Here is a 15,133-nt window from a genome sequence, read left to right as displayed (position 1 = left end):
GTGATCTTGCGGGGTGAGGCGGTAGAGTTCACTCGGAAAGTGCCTTCTGATCTGGGTTGGACGGGGCCTTAGACAAGTCCGATCCTTCCAGGTCAAGGGCACTTTTCATATGTAAACGATCAAGTCGCCTCAAATTCGCCGTGAAAGCCGCAGGCTAGACGCTCCGTGCATCGAGAACCTGCTTGCCCGGTGGTAGCGACCCGTACCGGGCCGCAGGGCTGGGATATCTGGCCCCAACCGGATCGGGAACGTGCTCGCGCCCATCATCAGAGATAGAAGCCCTGTCGCGTCGTGGCCTTCCGCTTTGCAGGCGGAGCAATCACCCTGCTCGCCTGAACGAGGCCGCGGTCAGGCGGGTGCAGACGGTGGCGCAGACGCGTCGAGATGTGGGGACAGTGCTGTCAGCGCTGCTGTCACCTCAGCCGTGGTCACCCGGTGGCAAGGCCCGACGGAGGAGGGCCTTGCCGGCGATCGCCCCAGCCCTTATGGCGGGCACCGAAGTGTGCGATCGTCACGGCCTCAACCACCACGCCGTCTCTGATCCGTAGTTTGATCACGGCCATCCACCGGTGTCCGCCTCATCCCGCCGCCCTGGTCGACGGCCACTCGCACGACCCTCCAGTCCACACGTATCCACGTCCGTCCGGGCCCGTTGTTACACAGGTTGAATTCGTAGAGTCTTAGCCTCGTGATGGATCGCTTCCGGTGCGGTACGACCGAGGCATGCGGTACGGGCAAAGGGGCGGGTACACGCCCGCGGAGCAGGAGCGGCGGGAGCGTCTGCGGCTGCAAGCGGCCGAGTGGTTCGAGGCCGGAGAGCCGACCAGGACGATCGCCGCACGATTACGGGTGCACGAGCGGTCGGTGACCCGCTGGCGTAAGGCTTGGCGGGAGGGCGGGACTTCGGCGCTGCGCTCGAAGGGTCCGGTGTCGAGGGAGAAGTTGTCGGCCCGGCAGTGGGCGCGGCTGGATGCCGAACTCCGGCGCGGGCCTCCGGCCTGGGGCCATGTGGAGGACCAGCGCTGGACACCGGGCCGGGTCAAGACGCTGATCGGGCGGCTGTTCCATGTCGGCTACACCATCGAGGGCGTGGGCAGGCTGCTGCACCGGCACGGCTGGTCGGTGCAGGTGCCGGCCCGGCGGGCTCTGGAGCGGGACGGGGAGGCCATTGCGCTGTGGAAGGCCGAGGTGTGGCCGACGGTAAAACAACAGCGGCGGGCCTGGGGGCCTACCTCTGCTTCGAAGACGAGGCCGGGCAGGGGCTGAGGCCGCCGAAAGGACGTACCTGGGCGCCGGTGGGCGCTCGGCCGGTGGTGACGGTCCGGGGACGAGGTTCCGGCCGGGTCAACATGGCCGGCGTCGTGGCGTTCCGAGACGGTGAGCGGCCGCACCTGTTCTATCGCCTGCACGTTTATCGCGGCCGCAAGGGCGAGCCCAAGACGTTCTCCTGGATGGACTACCGGGACCTGATCGTGGCCACCCACCGGCGCCTGGACGCTCCGCTGGTGTGGTGCTGGGACAACCTGAACGTGCACCTGGCCGGCCAGCTCGCCGACTTCGCCGCCGAGAACGCCGGCTGGCTACGTCTTATCCAGCTCCCCGCCTACGCTCCCGAGCTCAATCCAGCCGAGGGTGTGTGGTCGCTGCTCCGCCGGGCGTTGGCCAACTTCGCCGTCACCGACCTGCCCGGGCTCGTCCGGCTCGTCAAACGCAGGCTGAAGAAGATCCAGTACCGGCCCCACCTGCTCACCGGCTGCCTAGCCCAGACCGGACTCACCCTGGATACCCCGGCAAAACCATGACCGACTCTACGAATTCAACCTGTGTAGCAACCGTGTTAAGCACGATGCCGTGATCAGTCACCGTGCCCGATGACAAGCAGACCCGCACCGCAGGGCTGCCGGGCCCGAGGAGCGGAAACCGCGCCGCAGCAAAACAGCACGCATTAGGAGAGTGAGAGCAGAATGATTCGGCTATCTGGCCCGACCTACTGAAATGCACCTCTGAGTTCGGATGACAAGTGCGATCATCCGGCGTATGTTCCGCGGCCAACCCGCTGATCAAAGTGCCCTAAACCCGTAGGACCACCAACGCCACACCAACGCAGCAGCGGAAGCGATCTACAGGCCTACTCTGGTGGGCACACATCGACCCATCCCCATCGGGGAGAAGGCGTTTCGTCCGGCTCGCGACCATATGGAAAGGTTTCAACGAGCGCCGGCTGCTCCTGTAACGCCAACTCATACCATCCTTCATTAGCACACCTTCTAAGAAATATGTCCACGGACTTCGTTGCTCCAGAGGCGCGGAATTGCTCGAGAAGGAAGGATTGGTGCGCCTTCTCCCAGGCGTCGATCTTGATAGATGTCTCATAAGCCTGATCAAGGAGTCGCTGAATAGCGTCGGTGGCCCCCAAAGACCTCAAGGTCTCCAGCATCATTGCCACATCCAACGGAGTCCTATAAGTTGCAGATACTTCGGGAAGGAGCCCGAGGATGTGCTCGATTTCCGCATAGAAGTCCAAATTGTGTAGAACGTTCATGAGATTCGCTACATCCGCGCCGTCGCCCAGCTCGATATTCTGGAGCGGGTGTCGCGATTGGATTTGAGAAAGCAGTGCGTGATCTCCCCTTCGGGAGAGGGTACTCAGAAAATACGTTGCGGCATGAGTAGCCCTGAGAGGCACGTTGACAAGTACTTCTTCATCAATCAAGTGCCCCTTCAAGCCGTAATTACGGGCGCTGTCCATGAAAACAATTGCATCCGCAATGCTAATCGGATCGCTAACATCCACTGTCTCATGTACGCGATCCGTCAAATGCTGAGCATCGTCGCCTCTCTCAAGCCTTAGAAGGATCTTGCATATCTCCAGCAGTGCTCTCGGGTCGGCTATGGGAAGATGCTCGACGACCCCCCTTTCGAGGAATTTCGTTGCCGAATCATGATCGTCTACATATTGGCACCAGTCAAGGAATCCATGGACGCTTTCGACGTCTAGAACATTCGACTCGGCAATCAACCTTTTGACGAATGCCTCCAAGGGCGCGGAAAGGGCGAGGCTTTTCATTCCGACTAGAACTGCACCAACACCTGCAGGGGTATCTATGATTGCTTCTTGGGCGATACGTGAAGCTATCAGGTCAGCCAGATCAAGCCGGTCAGGTTCCCTGAGATAGCTGAGGAGAACGCCCGCATGCAGCAGGCTATCGATCTGTACATGTTGCAGTGAATCAACGGCGAACTGTCGGCCGTGCGTTGAGAACACTTCCGGCGTGGACAATTCGTGGATAATGACCCCGATGTCGGATAGCTTGGCCTGAGTCAAACCGGTTCTAGGCAAGCGAGTCAACAATTTCCGGATAACGTCATCTTGATCGTATTCTCTCGCTTCCTCCAGGAAATTTCCGACCGAACGTAGATCGGACATGTCGATATGTGTCACTACCCATTCTGCGGCGCGCGAGATGTCGGTGGGATCGCAGAACTTCATCGCGTCGAGAAGACCTGGTTTATTGTACGAGCCCTGAGCGGCCGATCTCGCGTGAAGCATCGCGCTGTATCGGTAAAGGCCTCTGATCCAGGCGAACTCTGCCATCTGTCCCAGGTCTGAGGGATCGCGCGAGTGCTCGCAAAGAGCCTCCCATAGCTCTGCGGGCCCGAGTTGGGAACTGCGCACTCCTAGATAGTGTTGCACGATGAAATCGCTCGGCACATAGAGCGCTCTCGAGGATCCCGATCTCATTCTATGGGAGTTGATGGCACTCAATGTGTTGCGAACGTCAGTGCGCGACCCGTCCTCTCGATAACCGCGAGAAAGATCCCCTAGTGAGCTAACAGCCCAATCGTCCTCACCTGGTCGCTCTCGAGGGCTCATATAGCCATCAGCAGCCTTGGCAAGGAATTCCCTGGAAAATGCTTTTCCGTATCCAATTCGTTTGGCATCTATGGCTGTATATATGAGCGCCTTCTCGTGAGGGCGAAAAGATGAGCCATCGTTGATTTTATTAATCAGCTCTGGCCCTCCTGTGAGGTGCTGTATTATCTGGCCATAGCTTCTTCCGGCCTTAAGGGCCATAGAGATCCTAGTATCCGATTTAGCGAGCGCCTCAAGAGAGTCCATCTCTCTACTGGTAAATGATGATGGCACGTCGATGATGGTCGTATGCCGGGATTCGAGTAGCCTGCGAATCTGGGCGTTAGTGTCAGGTAGTCGACCTCGGGCCATAAGTTCATTTAGATAAGGCACTCGCCATATGGTTCCTAGGACCATCAATTTTCGCGAGGTAGATAGCACTTTGATCATCGCAGTCGCGATATCACTACGCCTCTCGTCCGAGAAGAAGACCTGAGCCTCATCCAGCCAGATGATCACATTATCTTGCAATGGAGACTGTAACGTTTCGAGAAGAGCGCATGAGTCAGCCGGCCTGTGAACTTTCCACTCTTGGAGTAGTGAATATGTTGCCTCGAAGAGAGCGCGGGTCTTACCCGTGGTCGAAGATCCCGCGATTAGTATCAGCTTTGAAGCACCCTCGGCCTTACTTCTCTCCATCTCTATCCATAGCGCCGTGTCGTGGTCTCTGTGAAAATATGGCGTGAGAGCGTCCCGCTCATCTAGACTTCTCCGATCGAGAACCAAGCTTTGCTGCACACCAAGATCTCGTGGGTTAAGATCACCGAATATTGACGGAGTAGCGGTTTGCGTTGCCCTGTCTCCCCGCACCCGTGTGGCGATCATGTTTTCGTGAGACCGCTTCATCGCGATTAGCTCTTCAACGGTGAAGCCAATTCCGTGATCTTCATCAATCACAGCGTGGTGGGTTGGACAAAGTAGGATCAGATTCTCATATGAATCCCGTTCGCTGGTAGGCATCGAGGGATTCCCTCTTGGGCCGTTATCTTCGCGAGCGACGATATGAGCTTCCTCGCCAAGCACAATATGATGACTTAGTTCACTGGACGGCTCATTAAGCGTAAAAGTCAACTCTTGTACGCAATTCTTGAATGCGCACATGTTTGCGCTGCGTGCCCAGAGGAGCTTTCTTGTGCGCTGTGTGATTGCCATATTTCGCTGTTCGGTAGGAGGGGGCAGGCATTAGTCCGGGACGAGAACGCTGATGCATCAATTGTGACCCAGAGCGCCTGGCCAGGGAAGAGGCTCGAACGCTGGTGTCGGCGCGTGGGCGGTGCTGGGCGCGACCGGCCGAAGAGCCGCAGCGCGGCCAGCGACCGCCCGACGCGCGGCAGGCCGCCGCCGGCGGACTGCCCTTGATGACGAGAAGACAAGTTTCTTTCGATCTTGGACCGCGTGTGCGCCCTGGTCAGCTGACTGGCGCTGCTGAGGTCCAGATGCGGTTGTAGCTGTCGAGGTAGGTGGTGGTGGCTCCGTCGTCTCCTGTGGTGTGGAGGTGGATGACGGGGGCTTTGGCGGCTGGGGTGGCGTGGATGTGGGGGTTGATGAGGAGGTGGTCGTCGGCGCGGTAGAGGGAGTTGTAAAGGGTCGTGCGGTGGAGGCGTAGGTCGATGCCGTCGACTGCTGCGAGGGGGCGGTAGAGAGTGATGGCGTTGTGGACGCGGGCGGCCATGACATCGGGGCCGATGCCTTCTTCTTGGCCTCGGGCGGCGACGGCGGGGCTGTCGGGGTCGCCGAGGAGGATGCGGATGTGGACGCCGGCGCGGGCCTGGGGGGCCAGGAGGTGGAGGAGGCCGGTGTCTTCGGCGAGGAAGAGGCCGCTGTAGGTGAGGATGTCGATGTGCTGGGTGGCGCGTTCGAAGTGGCGGCGCCAGACGGTGCGGGGGACCATCCAGCGGTGGGGGTAGACCGCTTGGAGTTCGGGGTTGGCGGGGTGGTCGCTGGGGGTCAGGTCGGGCCAGAGGTCGGCTTCGTCGAGGTCGAGGAGGTCGGCGAGGGCCCAGCGGTGGCGTTGGTAGGGGGTGCGTCCGTGTAGCCAGCGGTCGACGGTTTTGGGGTCGACGGCGAGGCGGGCGGCGATGTCGGTGGTGGTCAGGCGGGCCCGGGTGAGTGCGGCGCGTAGGTGGTCGTTCATGGCGGGCACCTTTCGCGGGCGGGCTGGTGCTGCGACGCTAACATAAGACGTCCCTAGACGTCCCCGAGTTGTGGTGTAGAGGTTCCAGCGCTCTGACCAGGCTTTCCACCAGGCAACGAGCAAGGTGAAGGGACCTGGCCCATGACCAAGATTCAGGAACAGCAACGCGCCTATCAGCTGACGCTGCTGGGGAGGTTGCGCGACGAGCTGGTCGAGCGCGGCGTGATCGTCGTCCTCGCCGCTGGCGAAGAGGAGCGGCCGTGGTTGGACGTCACCGACGCGGACGACAGGGTCCGTAAGGTGTTCGTGCACCTGGCGTTCCTGTGGTTCTACTGGGGCGACCAGGCCGACGAGCGGGTCTCTTGCACCGATATCGGGTACGCGGCCGACCGCATCCGCGAGGCCGCCCTGGCGGGCTGGCACCCCGGCGAGCAGGGTGAGCTGTCGTTCAACCTGGGCAACGCCGCACGGGCGTACCTGTCCTAAAGATCGGTGACGGTGGCCGAGTTACTGACCGGATGGCGGATCTACACGCAGATCGCCGACCGGTTGCGCACGCGGATCGCCTCGGGCGAGTACCCGCCCGGGGCGCTTCTGCCCTCAGAGAAGGCGTTGTGCAGGCAGTTCATGGTGGCGCGGAACACGGTACGGCGAGCGCTGGCGATCCTGGCCGATGAGGGGCTCATCGTCACGCACGCGGCCAAGGGGCGTGAGGTGGCCGGAGTCGACGACGCCGAGCCGTACCGGTATCGGCTGATCGCGCGTGAGCTGCGAGAGCAGATCCAACGGGGAGAGTTGCGGACGGGGGCGGGGGTGGCGAGCGAGGCGGAGTTGCAGCGACGATATGAGATGTCGCGGAACACCGTGCGACGAGCGCTGGCCGAGCTGGAACAGGACGGCCTGATCGGCGTAAAGCAGGGCGTGGGCAGGTATGTGCGCTGATCTCCGCATTTTTGGGACGTCTGCAGACGTCCCGGCCGCGTGGTGGATGCGTCCCCGGGGTGGCTGCCTATCGTGGCGAACATGCGAGGAATCGAGTGGGCACGCAACCTGGCCGAGAGCCTGCTGGCCGGGCCGTTGCCGCGCCGGTGGGAGCATTCACGCGGGGTCGGCCGGCGCGGGGAGATGATCGCGCCGATCCTCGGCCCAGATGCCGAGTTGCTGGCGATGGCGGCGTGGTTGCACGACATCGGATACGCCCCTGACCTTGCGGGCACCGGCTTCCACCCGTTGGACGGGGCGCGCTATCTGCGGGACATGCACGGGGCGGATGAGACGTTGTGCCGCCTGGTGGCCCACCACACGTGCGCGGTGCTGGACGCCGCCGAAAACGGGCTGCTCGATGTGCTGCTGGCCGAGTTCCCGATGGTGCGGCCGGATCTGGTGGAGGCGCTGACCTTCTGCGACATGACGACCAGCCCGGACGGCGTCCCCGTCAGCGTGGGCGAGCGGATCACGGAGATCCGCGTACGGCACGGCATCCCCGAGGGCGGCGGCGACACCCTCACCGAGGCCACGCCGTACATCCTGGCCGCCGTCCGCGACATCGGCGAAAGGCTGGCCTCAGCCGATGTACGGCTCGCCTGCCCGGCCTAGGTGGTGCTCGATCCGCATCCGCATCGAGCGGTCCATCGGCAAGGCCGCGACATCGCAAGCGGGGATCCAGCGGACCTCGCGGGACTCGTCGCTCGGCGTCGGCACGCCGTCCACCGGCCGGGCGGTCAGGACGATGGAGAACTCCTGGCGGGCCTCGCCGTTGCTGGTGTAGAGGATCACGTGTCGGGGGTCGGTGTAGGTGCCGACCAGGCCGGTGATCTCGCAGCGGATGCCGGTCTCCTCCAGCGTCTCCCGCACGGCGGCATCCGGGAGGGACTCGCCCAGGTCGATCGCGCCGCCGGGAACGGCCCAGTTGTCGTTGTCGCTGCGGCGGATCATCAGCAAATCGCCCGCGTCGTTGGTGACCACGACGTTGACCGAGGGGACGAGGCTGTTGGGCGCGGGGGCGTCCGGGTCGTCGTAGTAGTCGATGCGGCGGGCCACGTCAGGACCCCACCGGCCGGGCGCCGGTCCAGATGCGTTCGAAGCTGTCGAGGTAGGTGGCGACCATGTCCCCGCCGCCGACCTTGCGCAGGTGCAGCACCGGCGCGTTCCCGGCCGGAGTGCCGTAGATGTGCGTGTTGATCAGCAACTGGTCGTCTCCGCGGTAGATGGAGTTGTACAACACCGTGTCGTGCAACCGGATCTCGACGTTGGCGCGGCCGATCAGCGGCCGGTACAGCACCAGCACATTGCGGATCTTGGCGGCCATGCCATCGTCGATTCCTTCGTCGGCTCCGCGCTGGGCGACCTCGGGGCATTCGGGGTCGCCGAGCAGGATCCGCACCCGGACCCCGGCATCGGCCTTCTGCTCGAACAGGCGGACCATCCCGGCGTCATCGGCGAGGAACATGCCGCTGTAGACCAGCACGCCGATCTCCTCGCCGGCCTCGCCGAACAGCCGACCCCACGCATCGCGCGGCACGGCCCAGCGATGCGGGTAGAGGGTCACGACCTCGCTCTCGGAGGCGGCGGCCACCTGCTCACGCGACAGGGCCTCGGGCCACAGGTAGGACTCCTCCATCCCCAGGAACGCCGCCACGGCGAACCGGTGACGGCGGTACGGCGTGCGGGCCTGGGTGATCCACCGCTCGACGGTCTTGGGATCGACGCCGGTCGCCTCGGCCAGGTCGCTCACCTGCGCACCGCGCTGGAGCAACGCCGCGCGCAGCCGCTCGTTCGCCATCTCACCTGCCCATAAGGACGTCCGGGGACCTGGCAATGGTACGCCGGACGTCTTGAACATGTCCCGTCGTGCAGTGATCTCGTCCTGCCGTCTCGGCGCACTCTCGGTATCGCAAGCAGTCACGGACAGCGACCGAGAGGAGTGATCATGAGCAGCAAAGATCCTCGGCCGGGCGAGAGCGCGGCGTGTGAGTGCGGCGCACGTCTGGAGGAGGGACGCGACCGCTGCCGCAAATGCCTGGCGTGGGACCGCTGGCGCAGGCGGCAGGCCGCTCGTCAGAGGAACCTCAGCAGGTCGCGCGATGACCGCCGTCCGCCGCGCGGGCCGCGCCGTACCGGCAGGCCGGAGGTGACCCGATGATGACGACGCTTCCGCTGATCATTGCCGCGGTGCTCGGGGCCGTTCTGCTCGTTGGCTACGCGGCCGTGCTGATCGGCATCCGGCGTGAGGACAAGATGATGAGCCTCGCTCACCCGCCCAAGAGCGCGGCCGCGTCACTGGCGCGGCGGGTGACCGGCTGTCACGTCAGGACGGCGAGGCCGGGCGTTCAGTGGACTCGGGGAGCAGCGACTCGACCCGCGCCAGCCGTACGGACAGGTCCCGCACAGCGGTGCGCAGCTCACTGACCTCCCCGGCCAGATCGGCCGACGGCCCGGGGGCGACGTCGTCGCGGACGAACACGCCCTTGCCCTGCTGGCCGACGACCAGGCCCTCGTTGCGCAGGATCCCGACGGCCATCTTCACCACCGACAGCGACGCGTCGTACGTCTCGGCGAGCTGGGCCGTGGACGGCAGCGCGGCGCCGGGCGCGAGGGATCCGCCGTGGATCTGCTGGCGCAGGTCGTCGGCGATCTGGAGGTAGCCGGGCCGGCCGGTGTTCTTGACCATCGCGCTCCATCACACCACGAAAATTTCCACCAAGCCAACCGAGAGCACATTGACAACTGAGCCAACTAGGTTAACTATGTTGCTCACGACGAAACAGGAGGTCACAGCCCATGCGCAACATCCCGATCCCGGTCGACACCGGCCGACTCCGCTTCACCTGCGTCAAACCACCCCGGCCCCGCCTGCTCAACCGCGAGACCGGCGAACTCAAGACCGACAAGACCAGCGGCCAGACCATCTACGAGGTCATGCTGTCGGTCGAGGACGACTCCGACCGCATCGAACTCGTCAAGATCGGCACCGTCGGCGAGCCCGCCGTATCGCCCGGCGACGAGGTCACCCCGGTCGGGCTGGTCGGCTACGTCTGGGAGATGGCCGGCCGCTGGGGCATCTCCTACCGCGCCGCCACCATGGTCCCGGCCACGGGGGCCAAGAGTGCCTGAATCGCTGCGCCTGCCGCTCGCAGTCCTGGCCCTCATCGGGGCCGGGCTGTGGGCCTGGCGGCGGTGGCACCCCGCGTCGTTCTGGCTGGTCGTCGGCTACCCGCTCAACGCGATCACCGTCCGGGCGACCTGGCGCAAGATTGCGCTCGGCTGCGGCCTGACCAAGAAGCGGCAACGCTGGTGGTTCACCACCGTGCCCGGCGCGATCGCCTCGACCGGCCTGGTGCGGGTACGGCGGCGCTTCCAGCGGGTCGCCGTGGACACCAAGCCGTTCATGTGGCTGCCGCTGCCCACCCGGTACGGCTGGCGGGTCACCGTCCACACCTTGGAAGGGCAGATCCCGGACGACTACGCGGCGGCGGCCGAACGGCTGGCGCATTCGTGGGGCGTGCACGCCGTACGGGTCTCCTCGCCCCGGCCGGGCCGGGTCGTGCTGGCCGCGACGATCCGCAATCCGCTGGTCACCGTCAACGAGCTGCCGCCGTCCAGTGACCTGCTCAAGGTCACCGTGGGGCGGCTGGAGACCGGCGGCCCGTGGACCATCGACTTCCGGGTCGTCCCGCACTGGCTGAACGCCGGGGCTACGCAGTCCGGGAAATCCAACCTCGCCAACGTGCTCATCGTCGGCCTCGCGCCGCAGCCGGTCGCGCTGGTCGGTTTTGACCTCAAGGGCGGCGTGGAGTTCACCCCCTACGCGCCCCGGCTCTCAGCGCTGGCCACCTGCCGCACCGAATCCGTCGCGCTGCTCGATGACCTGGTGACGCTGATGACCGAACGGATGGGGCTGTGCCGGACGGCGGGCGCGCGCAACATCTGGCAGCTCGCCCCGGCCGTCCGCCCGACCCCGATCGTGGCCCTGGTCGACGAGCTGGCCGAGCTGTACCTGATGGCCGACAAGTCCGAGAAAGATGAGATCGCCCACACCTCCACGGCCCTGCTGCGCGTCGCCCAGCTCGGCCGGGCCTTCGGCATCTACCTGTTCTGCTGCGGCCAGCGCATCGGATCCGACCTCGGCCCCGGCGTCACCGCCCTGCGCGCCCAGTGCTCTGGGCGGATCTGCCACCGGGTCAACGACCCGGAAACCGCCACCATGACCCTCGGCGACCTCGACCCCGCCGCCCTGGCCTCCGCCCGGACCATCCCGGCCGAGACACCCGGTGTGGCCATCGTCGCCTCCTCCGATGGCCAGTGGTACCGCGCCCGCTCCTTCTACGTCAGCGAGCAGGCCGCCGAACACGCCGCCCGGATGTACGCCGACCTCGCGCCGTCCTGGGCCGAGATCACCACTACCCGGCCAACCGAACTGCAGAACGCCTGAGCAAGGGAAGGGGACACGATGCGACGCCTCGCCTGCCGACTGCTGGACACCGGACCCGTCGTGGTCCTGGCCGTCATCGCGGGTGCCGGATCGTTCACCCACATCCGCGACACCGCCCACCAGAGCGGCCAGACCGGCTGGATGTCCTACGCCATCGCCGTCTGCGTCGATCTGACCTGCGTCATGGCCGCCCGCGAACGGCAACGCGACAAGAAGACCGGCCGCATCCGGCGCGGGCCGATCTCCTGGCCCGCCCTCGTCCTGACCGGCGGCGTCGTCTTGTCCTTGGCGGCCAACCTGCACCAGGCCGCCCCAAGCGTGTGGGGGTGGATCACCGCCGCCACCCCGGCGGGCGCGTTCCTAATCGCCGTGTCCATGCTCGAACGCCGCGCCACCATCGCAGAACCGCTCCGGCCCGTCCCCGCCGAGCAGAACGAACCACAGGACGCCCAGGAAGAAACCCCAGGACTGTCCTCAACCCTGATCGACTACGCCCGCCACGTCGCGACGAGCACCACGCCCGGCACGGCAAGCCCATCACCCGCGACGCGCTGCGCGCTCGCCTGGGCGTTTCCCACCAGCTCGCCTCCGACCTGCTCCAAGCCCTGCGCACCACACCCGAACCCGCCTGACGAAAGGAGACCCACCATGAACGGCCCCGACCGAACCGCCTTCACCACCGGACTACGCGCCCTGGCCGACTTCCTGGACGCCAACCCGGCCGTCCCGGCTCCGCCATACCTCACCGCCACCACTTCCCCCGCCACGCCGACGACACCACGATGCGCGCCGCCATCGACCAGATCGCCGCCCGCATCGGCACACCGGCCGACATCGAAGACCCCGACGGCGGCCACTACAGCACATCGATCCACTTCGGCCCGGTCGAGTACAAGGCCCTGGCCATCTTCGCCGACGCCCGCGCCCGCTACGCCGCCGAGACCAGGTACTCCGGCTGCGTCCGCCCCGACCACACCACCAGCGAAAGGAGGTGAAAGCCCACATGGACACCGACGAGCCGCCCGAGCCTGAGCCCCAGCCGCAGCGCTGGCGCTGCTGCCACTGCGGCGGCACCGGAGTGGACTCCCACGGCGACACCTGCCGCCACTGCGACGGGCTCGGCTTCTGCTGACCCCCGCTGACGCCCCCGGCCTGGCCGTACATCCGCCAAGACAACCGCCAGGTCGGGGGCCATCCCTTCACCCGAACGAGCGAAAGGAGACCACCATCATGCCCACATCCACCGCCAACGCGCACGCGATCCGCGCCGCCATCACCCGCCTGAACCACCCCGACTACACCCGCTGGGCCACCCAGACCCGAAAGATCGGCGGCTGCCGACAGCCCATCCATCTGCGCGGCAAGGTCGAACGCCACGACCGCGCCACCGGCGCCCTGCTCCACCGCTACACCACCCGCACCGAACCCGACGGCCTGCTCCGCGTCCCGTGCAAGACCCGCCGCGCCTCCCGCTGCCCGTCCTGCGCCGAGACCTACCGCGCCGACACCTACCACCTCATCCGCGCCGGCCTGGCCGGTGGCAAAGGCGTCCCCGAAACCGTCACCACCCACCCCACACTCTTCGTCACCCTGACCGCCCCGTCCTTCGGCCCCGTCCACACCCGGGCAGGCAACCGCCCCTGCCACCCGCGCCTCGGCGAACCGCTCTGCCCCGACTGCTACGACTACACCGCCTCGGTGCTGTTCAACGCCCTGGCCCCGCTGCTGTGGAAACGCTTCACCGACGCCCTGCGCTGGCAACTCGCCAAACTCGGCGGCCTCACCCTCACCGAGCTACGCCGCCACCTGGTCCTCTCCTTCGCCAAGGTCGCCGAATACCAGCGACGCGGCGTCGTCCACTTCCACGCCATCATCCGCCTGGACGGCCCCACCGGCCCGACCACCACCCCACCAGCCTGGGCCACCGCCGACCTCCTGACCAACGCGGTACGGCACGCAGCGACCGCCGTCACCGCCACCGCCCACGGCCACACCCTGCGCTGGGGCGCCCAGCTCGACATCCGCCCCATCACCATGAACGGCGAACTCACCGAACAAGCTGTCGCCAGATACGTCGCCAAGTACGCCACCAAAGCCGCCGAATGCGTCGGCACCCTCGACCGCCGCATCAAACCCCTCGAAGACCTCACCGTCCTGCCCATCCGACCGCACGCCCGCCGCCTCATCGCCGAATGCCTCCGCCTCGGAGCCCTCGACGACCTGACCGACCTCCGCCTCACCGCCTGGGCCCACATGCTCGGCTTCCGAGGCCACGTCTCCACCCGCTCCCGCCGCTACTCCACCACGCTCGGCCATATCCGCGCCGACCGCGCCACCCACGCCCGCAACAACGAGATCACCACCGGCCGCCTCCCGCTCTTCGAGGAAGACACCGTGCTCGTCGTCGCCGAATGGCAATACGCCGGACGCGGCTACAGCTCCGGAGACGCCCTCATCGCCGCCTCACTCACAGGCAAGCCACGCGTCGGAGCGCGCCTATGAGCGCTGACCTGCTCACCGTCCCCGAGGCCATGGCCAGGCTCAAGGTCAGCCGATGGACGCTCTATAACCTCATCCGCTCCGGCCAGCTCCGATCGATCACCGTGGGCGTCCGCTGCCGCCGTATCCCCGAGTCGGCCCTCGATGACTACGTCACGGGGCTGTGTGAGGAGGCGGTGCTCTGATGGGCAAACGCTCCAACGGCGAGGGCTCTGTCTTCCCCTACAAAAACGGCTGGGCCGGATATGTCTGGGTCACCACGCCCACCGGCGAACGAAAGCGCAAATGGGCGTACGGCAAGACCCGCCATGAGACCCACGACAAGTGGCTCAAGCTCCATGAGGCCGCGCGGAAAGGTCCGGTGGTCACCAACTCGCCCAGAGTCGCCGACTACCTGACGTACTGGCTCCGGAACGTCGTTGAGCCTAATCTCGCACCCAAAACAGCCGCGAACTACGAGATGTTCTCCCGGCTCTACATCGTCCCTGCCCTCGGCGCGAAGCGGCTCGACAAGCTCACCGTGCGGGACGTACAGAGCTGGGTGAACAAGATCCGGATTCAATGCCAGTGCTGCGCCCAGGGCAAGGACACCGCCCGACCGGATAAGCACGCCAATCCCAAACGGCGAAAGCACTGCTGTGCTGTGGGCAAGTGCTGCAGGGAGGTGCCCTCCGACTGGATCGTTCACGACGCCTATATGACCCTGCGGGCGGCCCTGAGCAACGCCGTACGGGAAGAAGCACTTACTCGGAACGTGGCGGCCAACGTAAAGATGTCCGTGCCCAGGGAGCGGAAGGTCAAGCCGTGGAACGTCGATGAAGCGCGCGCATTTCTTGAGTCCGCCCGCACCTGTGAAGACCCGATGTACCCCGCATACGTCCTGGTGCTCATTCTCGGCCTGCGACTCGGGGAAGCCCTCGGCCTCAGGTGGGAAGATGTCGACCTCGAACGGGCCGAAATGACGATCGGCTGGCAACTCCAGCGTGTGGCCGGTCACCTCCTCCACCGCCAGACCAAGACGGATGCCTCAGAGCGTGTTTGAGAAGATCATTCATGTCCGGCGTGGCGGCGTGATCATCGGGCCCGGGACCGTCAAGCTGGCCCGGTGTCCCCTGATCGCTACCCCTCCGACCTGACCGACGCCCAGTGGGAACTG

General features: G+C 65.4%; 18 protein-coding genes and 1 pseudogene. 14 read left to right on the top strand and 5 right to left on the bottom strand.

All coding sequences use genetic code 11. The annotated features are described in order from the left end of the window. The first annotated feature begins 723 nt into the window (after positions 1-723). Together ACH34R_RS43785 and ACH34R_RS43780 are read left to right on the top strand one after the other, a co-directional pair. Positions 724-1,266 carry a winged helix-turn-helix domain-containing protein gene (locus tag ACH34R_RS43785; RefSeq protein ID WP_397567563.1) on the top strand — a complete coding sequence of 181 codons (543 nt, stop codon included), beginning with the start codon at positions 724-726 and terminating at the stop codon, positions 1,264-1,266. Further along, positions 1,176-1,802 (top strand): transposase, encoded by a 627-nt coding sequence (locus ACH34R_RS43780; protein ID WP_397567562.1) that lies wholly within the window; start codon positions 1,176-1,178, stop codon positions 1,800-1,802. The genes ACH34R_RS43785 and ACH34R_RS43780 overlap by 91 nt, the downstream gene beginning before the upstream one ends. 326 nt (positions 1,803-2,128) lie before the next feature. Here ACH34R_RS43780 and ACH34R_RS43775 read toward each other — a convergent pair whose 3' ends face one another. Continuing rightward, positions 2,129-5,014: an HNH endonuclease gene (locus ACH34R_RS43775; protein WP_397567564.1), complete on the bottom strand. Its 2,886-nt coding sequence runs from the start codon at positions 5,012-5,014 to the stop codon at positions 2,129-2,131. Positions 5,015-5,321: 307 nt separating this feature from the next. Next, positions 5,322-6,047 carry an XRE family transcriptional regulator gene (locus ACH34R_RS43770; protein ID WP_397567560.1) on the bottom strand — a complete coding sequence of 242 codons (726 nt, stop codon included), beginning with the start codon at positions 6,045-6,047 and terminating at the stop codon, positions 5,322-5,324. Between the two features lie 141 nt (positions 6,048-6,188). On the opposite strand from ACH34R_RS43770, the gene ACH34R_RS43765 reads away from it, so the two are divergent. The 3 genes from ACH34R_RS43765 (at position 6,189) to ACH34R_RS43755 (ending at position 7,643) form a co-directional block, all read left to right on the top strand. Beyond that, positions 6,189-6,533: a hypothetical protein gene (locus ACH34R_RS43765; protein WP_397567559.1), complete on the top strand. Its 345-nt coding sequence runs from the start codon at positions 6,189-6,191 to the stop codon at positions 6,531-6,533. A 12-nt stretch (positions 6,534-6,545) separates the two neighbouring features. After that, on the top strand, positions 6,546-6,989 hold the full coding sequence (locus tag ACH34R_RS43760; RefSeq protein WP_397567558.1) for a GntR family transcriptional regulator: 444 nt from the start codon (positions 6,546-6,548) through the stop codon (positions 6,987-6,989). Between the two features lie 81 nt (positions 6,990-7,070). After that, the gene (locus ACH34R_RS43755; protein ID WP_397567557.1) at positions 7,071-7,643 is read left to right on the top strand and encodes an HD domain-containing protein; all 573 of its coding nucleotides are present in this window, start codon (positions 7,071-7,073) and stop codon (positions 7,641-7,643) included. Here the strand turns inward: ACH34R_RS43755 and ACH34R_RS43750 are convergent. Together ACH34R_RS43750 and ACH34R_RS43745 are read right to left on the bottom strand one after the other, a co-directional pair. Beyond that, positions 7,611-8,087: an NUDIX hydrolase gene (locus tag ACH34R_RS43750; RefSeq protein WP_397567556.1), complete on the bottom strand. Its 477-nt coding sequence runs from the start codon at positions 8,085-8,087 to the stop codon at positions 7,611-7,613. The two genes, ACH34R_RS43755 and ACH34R_RS43750, sit on opposite strands and share 33 nt — an antisense overlap. Position 8,088: 1 nt before the next feature. Beyond that, positions 8,089-8,829, bottom strand: coding sequence for an XRE family transcriptional regulator (locus tag ACH34R_RS43745; RefSeq protein ID WP_397567554.1), 741 nt, complete (start codon positions 8,827-8,829; stop codon positions 8,089-8,091). A 147-nt stretch (positions 8,830-8,976) separates the two neighbouring features. On the opposite strand from ACH34R_RS43745, the gene ACH34R_RS43740 reads away from it, so the two are divergent. Further along, complete coding sequence (locus ACH34R_RS43740) at positions 8,977-9,189, top strand: hypothetical protein (RefSeq protein ID WP_397567553.1); 213 nt, start codon at positions 8,977-8,979, stop codon at positions 9,187-9,189. A 165-nt stretch (positions 9,190-9,354) separates the two neighbouring features. Here the strand turns inward: ACH34R_RS43740 and ACH34R_RS43735 are convergent, their stop codons facing one another. After that, positions 9,355-9,717: a GntR family transcriptional regulator gene (locus ACH34R_RS43735; RefSeq protein WP_397567551.1), complete on the bottom strand. Its 363-nt coding sequence runs from the start codon at positions 9,715-9,717 to the stop codon at positions 9,355-9,357. 110 nt (positions 9,718-9,827) lie between these two features. Here ACH34R_RS43735 and ACH34R_RS43730 point away from each other — a divergent pair, with 110 nt between their 5' ends. The 8 genes and pseudogenes from ACH34R_RS43730 (at position 9,828) to xerC (ending at position 15,019) form a co-directional block, all read left to right on the top strand. Further along, positions 9,828-10,160 carry a hypothetical protein gene (locus ACH34R_RS43730; protein ID WP_397567549.1) on the top strand — a complete coding sequence of 111 codons (333 nt, stop codon included), beginning with the start codon at positions 9,828-9,830 and terminating at the stop codon, positions 10,158-10,160. Beyond that, positions 10,153-11,478, top strand: coding sequence for an FtsK/SpoIIIE domain-containing protein (locus ACH34R_RS43725; RefSeq protein WP_397567548.1), 1,326 nt, complete (start codon positions 10,153-10,155; stop codon positions 11,476-11,478). Before ACH34R_RS43730 ends, ACH34R_RS43725 begins: the two co-directional genes overlap by 8 nt. 18 nt (positions 11,479-11,496) lie before the next feature. Continuing rightward, positions 11,497-11,811, top strand: a pseudogene (locus ACH34R_RS43720) (DUF2637 domain-containing protein); the annotation flags it as partial. A gap of 449 nt (positions 11,812-12,260) precedes the next feature. Next, complete coding sequence (locus ACH34R_RS43715; protein ID WP_397567565.1) at positions 12,261-12,473, top strand: hypothetical protein; 213 nt, start codon at positions 12,261-12,263, stop codon at positions 12,471-12,473. An 8-nt stretch (positions 12,474-12,481) separates the two neighbouring features. Then, entirely contained in the window at positions 12,482-12,610 is a 129-nt protein-coding gene (locus tag ACH34R_RS43710) for a hypothetical protein (protein ID WP_397567547.1), read from the top strand. A gap of 98 nt (positions 12,611-12,708) precedes the next feature. Beyond that, the gene (locus ACH34R_RS43705) at positions 12,709-13,980 is read left to right on the top strand and encodes a replication initiator (RefSeq protein WP_397567546.1); all 1,272 of its coding nucleotides are present in this window, start codon (positions 12,709-12,711) and stop codon (positions 13,978-13,980) included. After that, entirely contained in the window at positions 13,977-14,162 is a 186-nt protein-coding gene (locus ACH34R_RS43700; protein WP_397567545.1) for a helix-turn-helix transcriptional regulator, read from the top strand. The genes ACH34R_RS43705 and ACH34R_RS43700 overlap by 4 nt, the downstream gene beginning before the upstream one ends. Next, complete coding sequence (gene xerC, locus ACH34R_RS43695; protein ID WP_397567544.1) at positions 14,162-15,019, top strand: tyrosine recombinase XerC; 858 nt, start codon at positions 14,162-14,164, stop codon at positions 15,017-15,019. Before ACH34R_RS43700 ends, xerC begins: the two co-directional genes overlap by 1 nt. The last annotated feature ends 114 nt before the right edge of the window (positions 15,020-15,133 follow it).

It is taken from the genome of Spongiactinospora sp. 9N601, assembly GCF_044326295.1.
In the GTDB taxonomy this organism is placed as follows: Bacteria; Actinomycetota; Actinomycetes; order Streptosporangiales; family Streptosporangiaceae; genus Spongiactinospora; species Spongiactinospora gelatinilytica.
The sequence above is the reverse complement of the archived record's forward strand: the minus strand, read 5'-3'. Positions and strand labels throughout refer to the sequence as shown.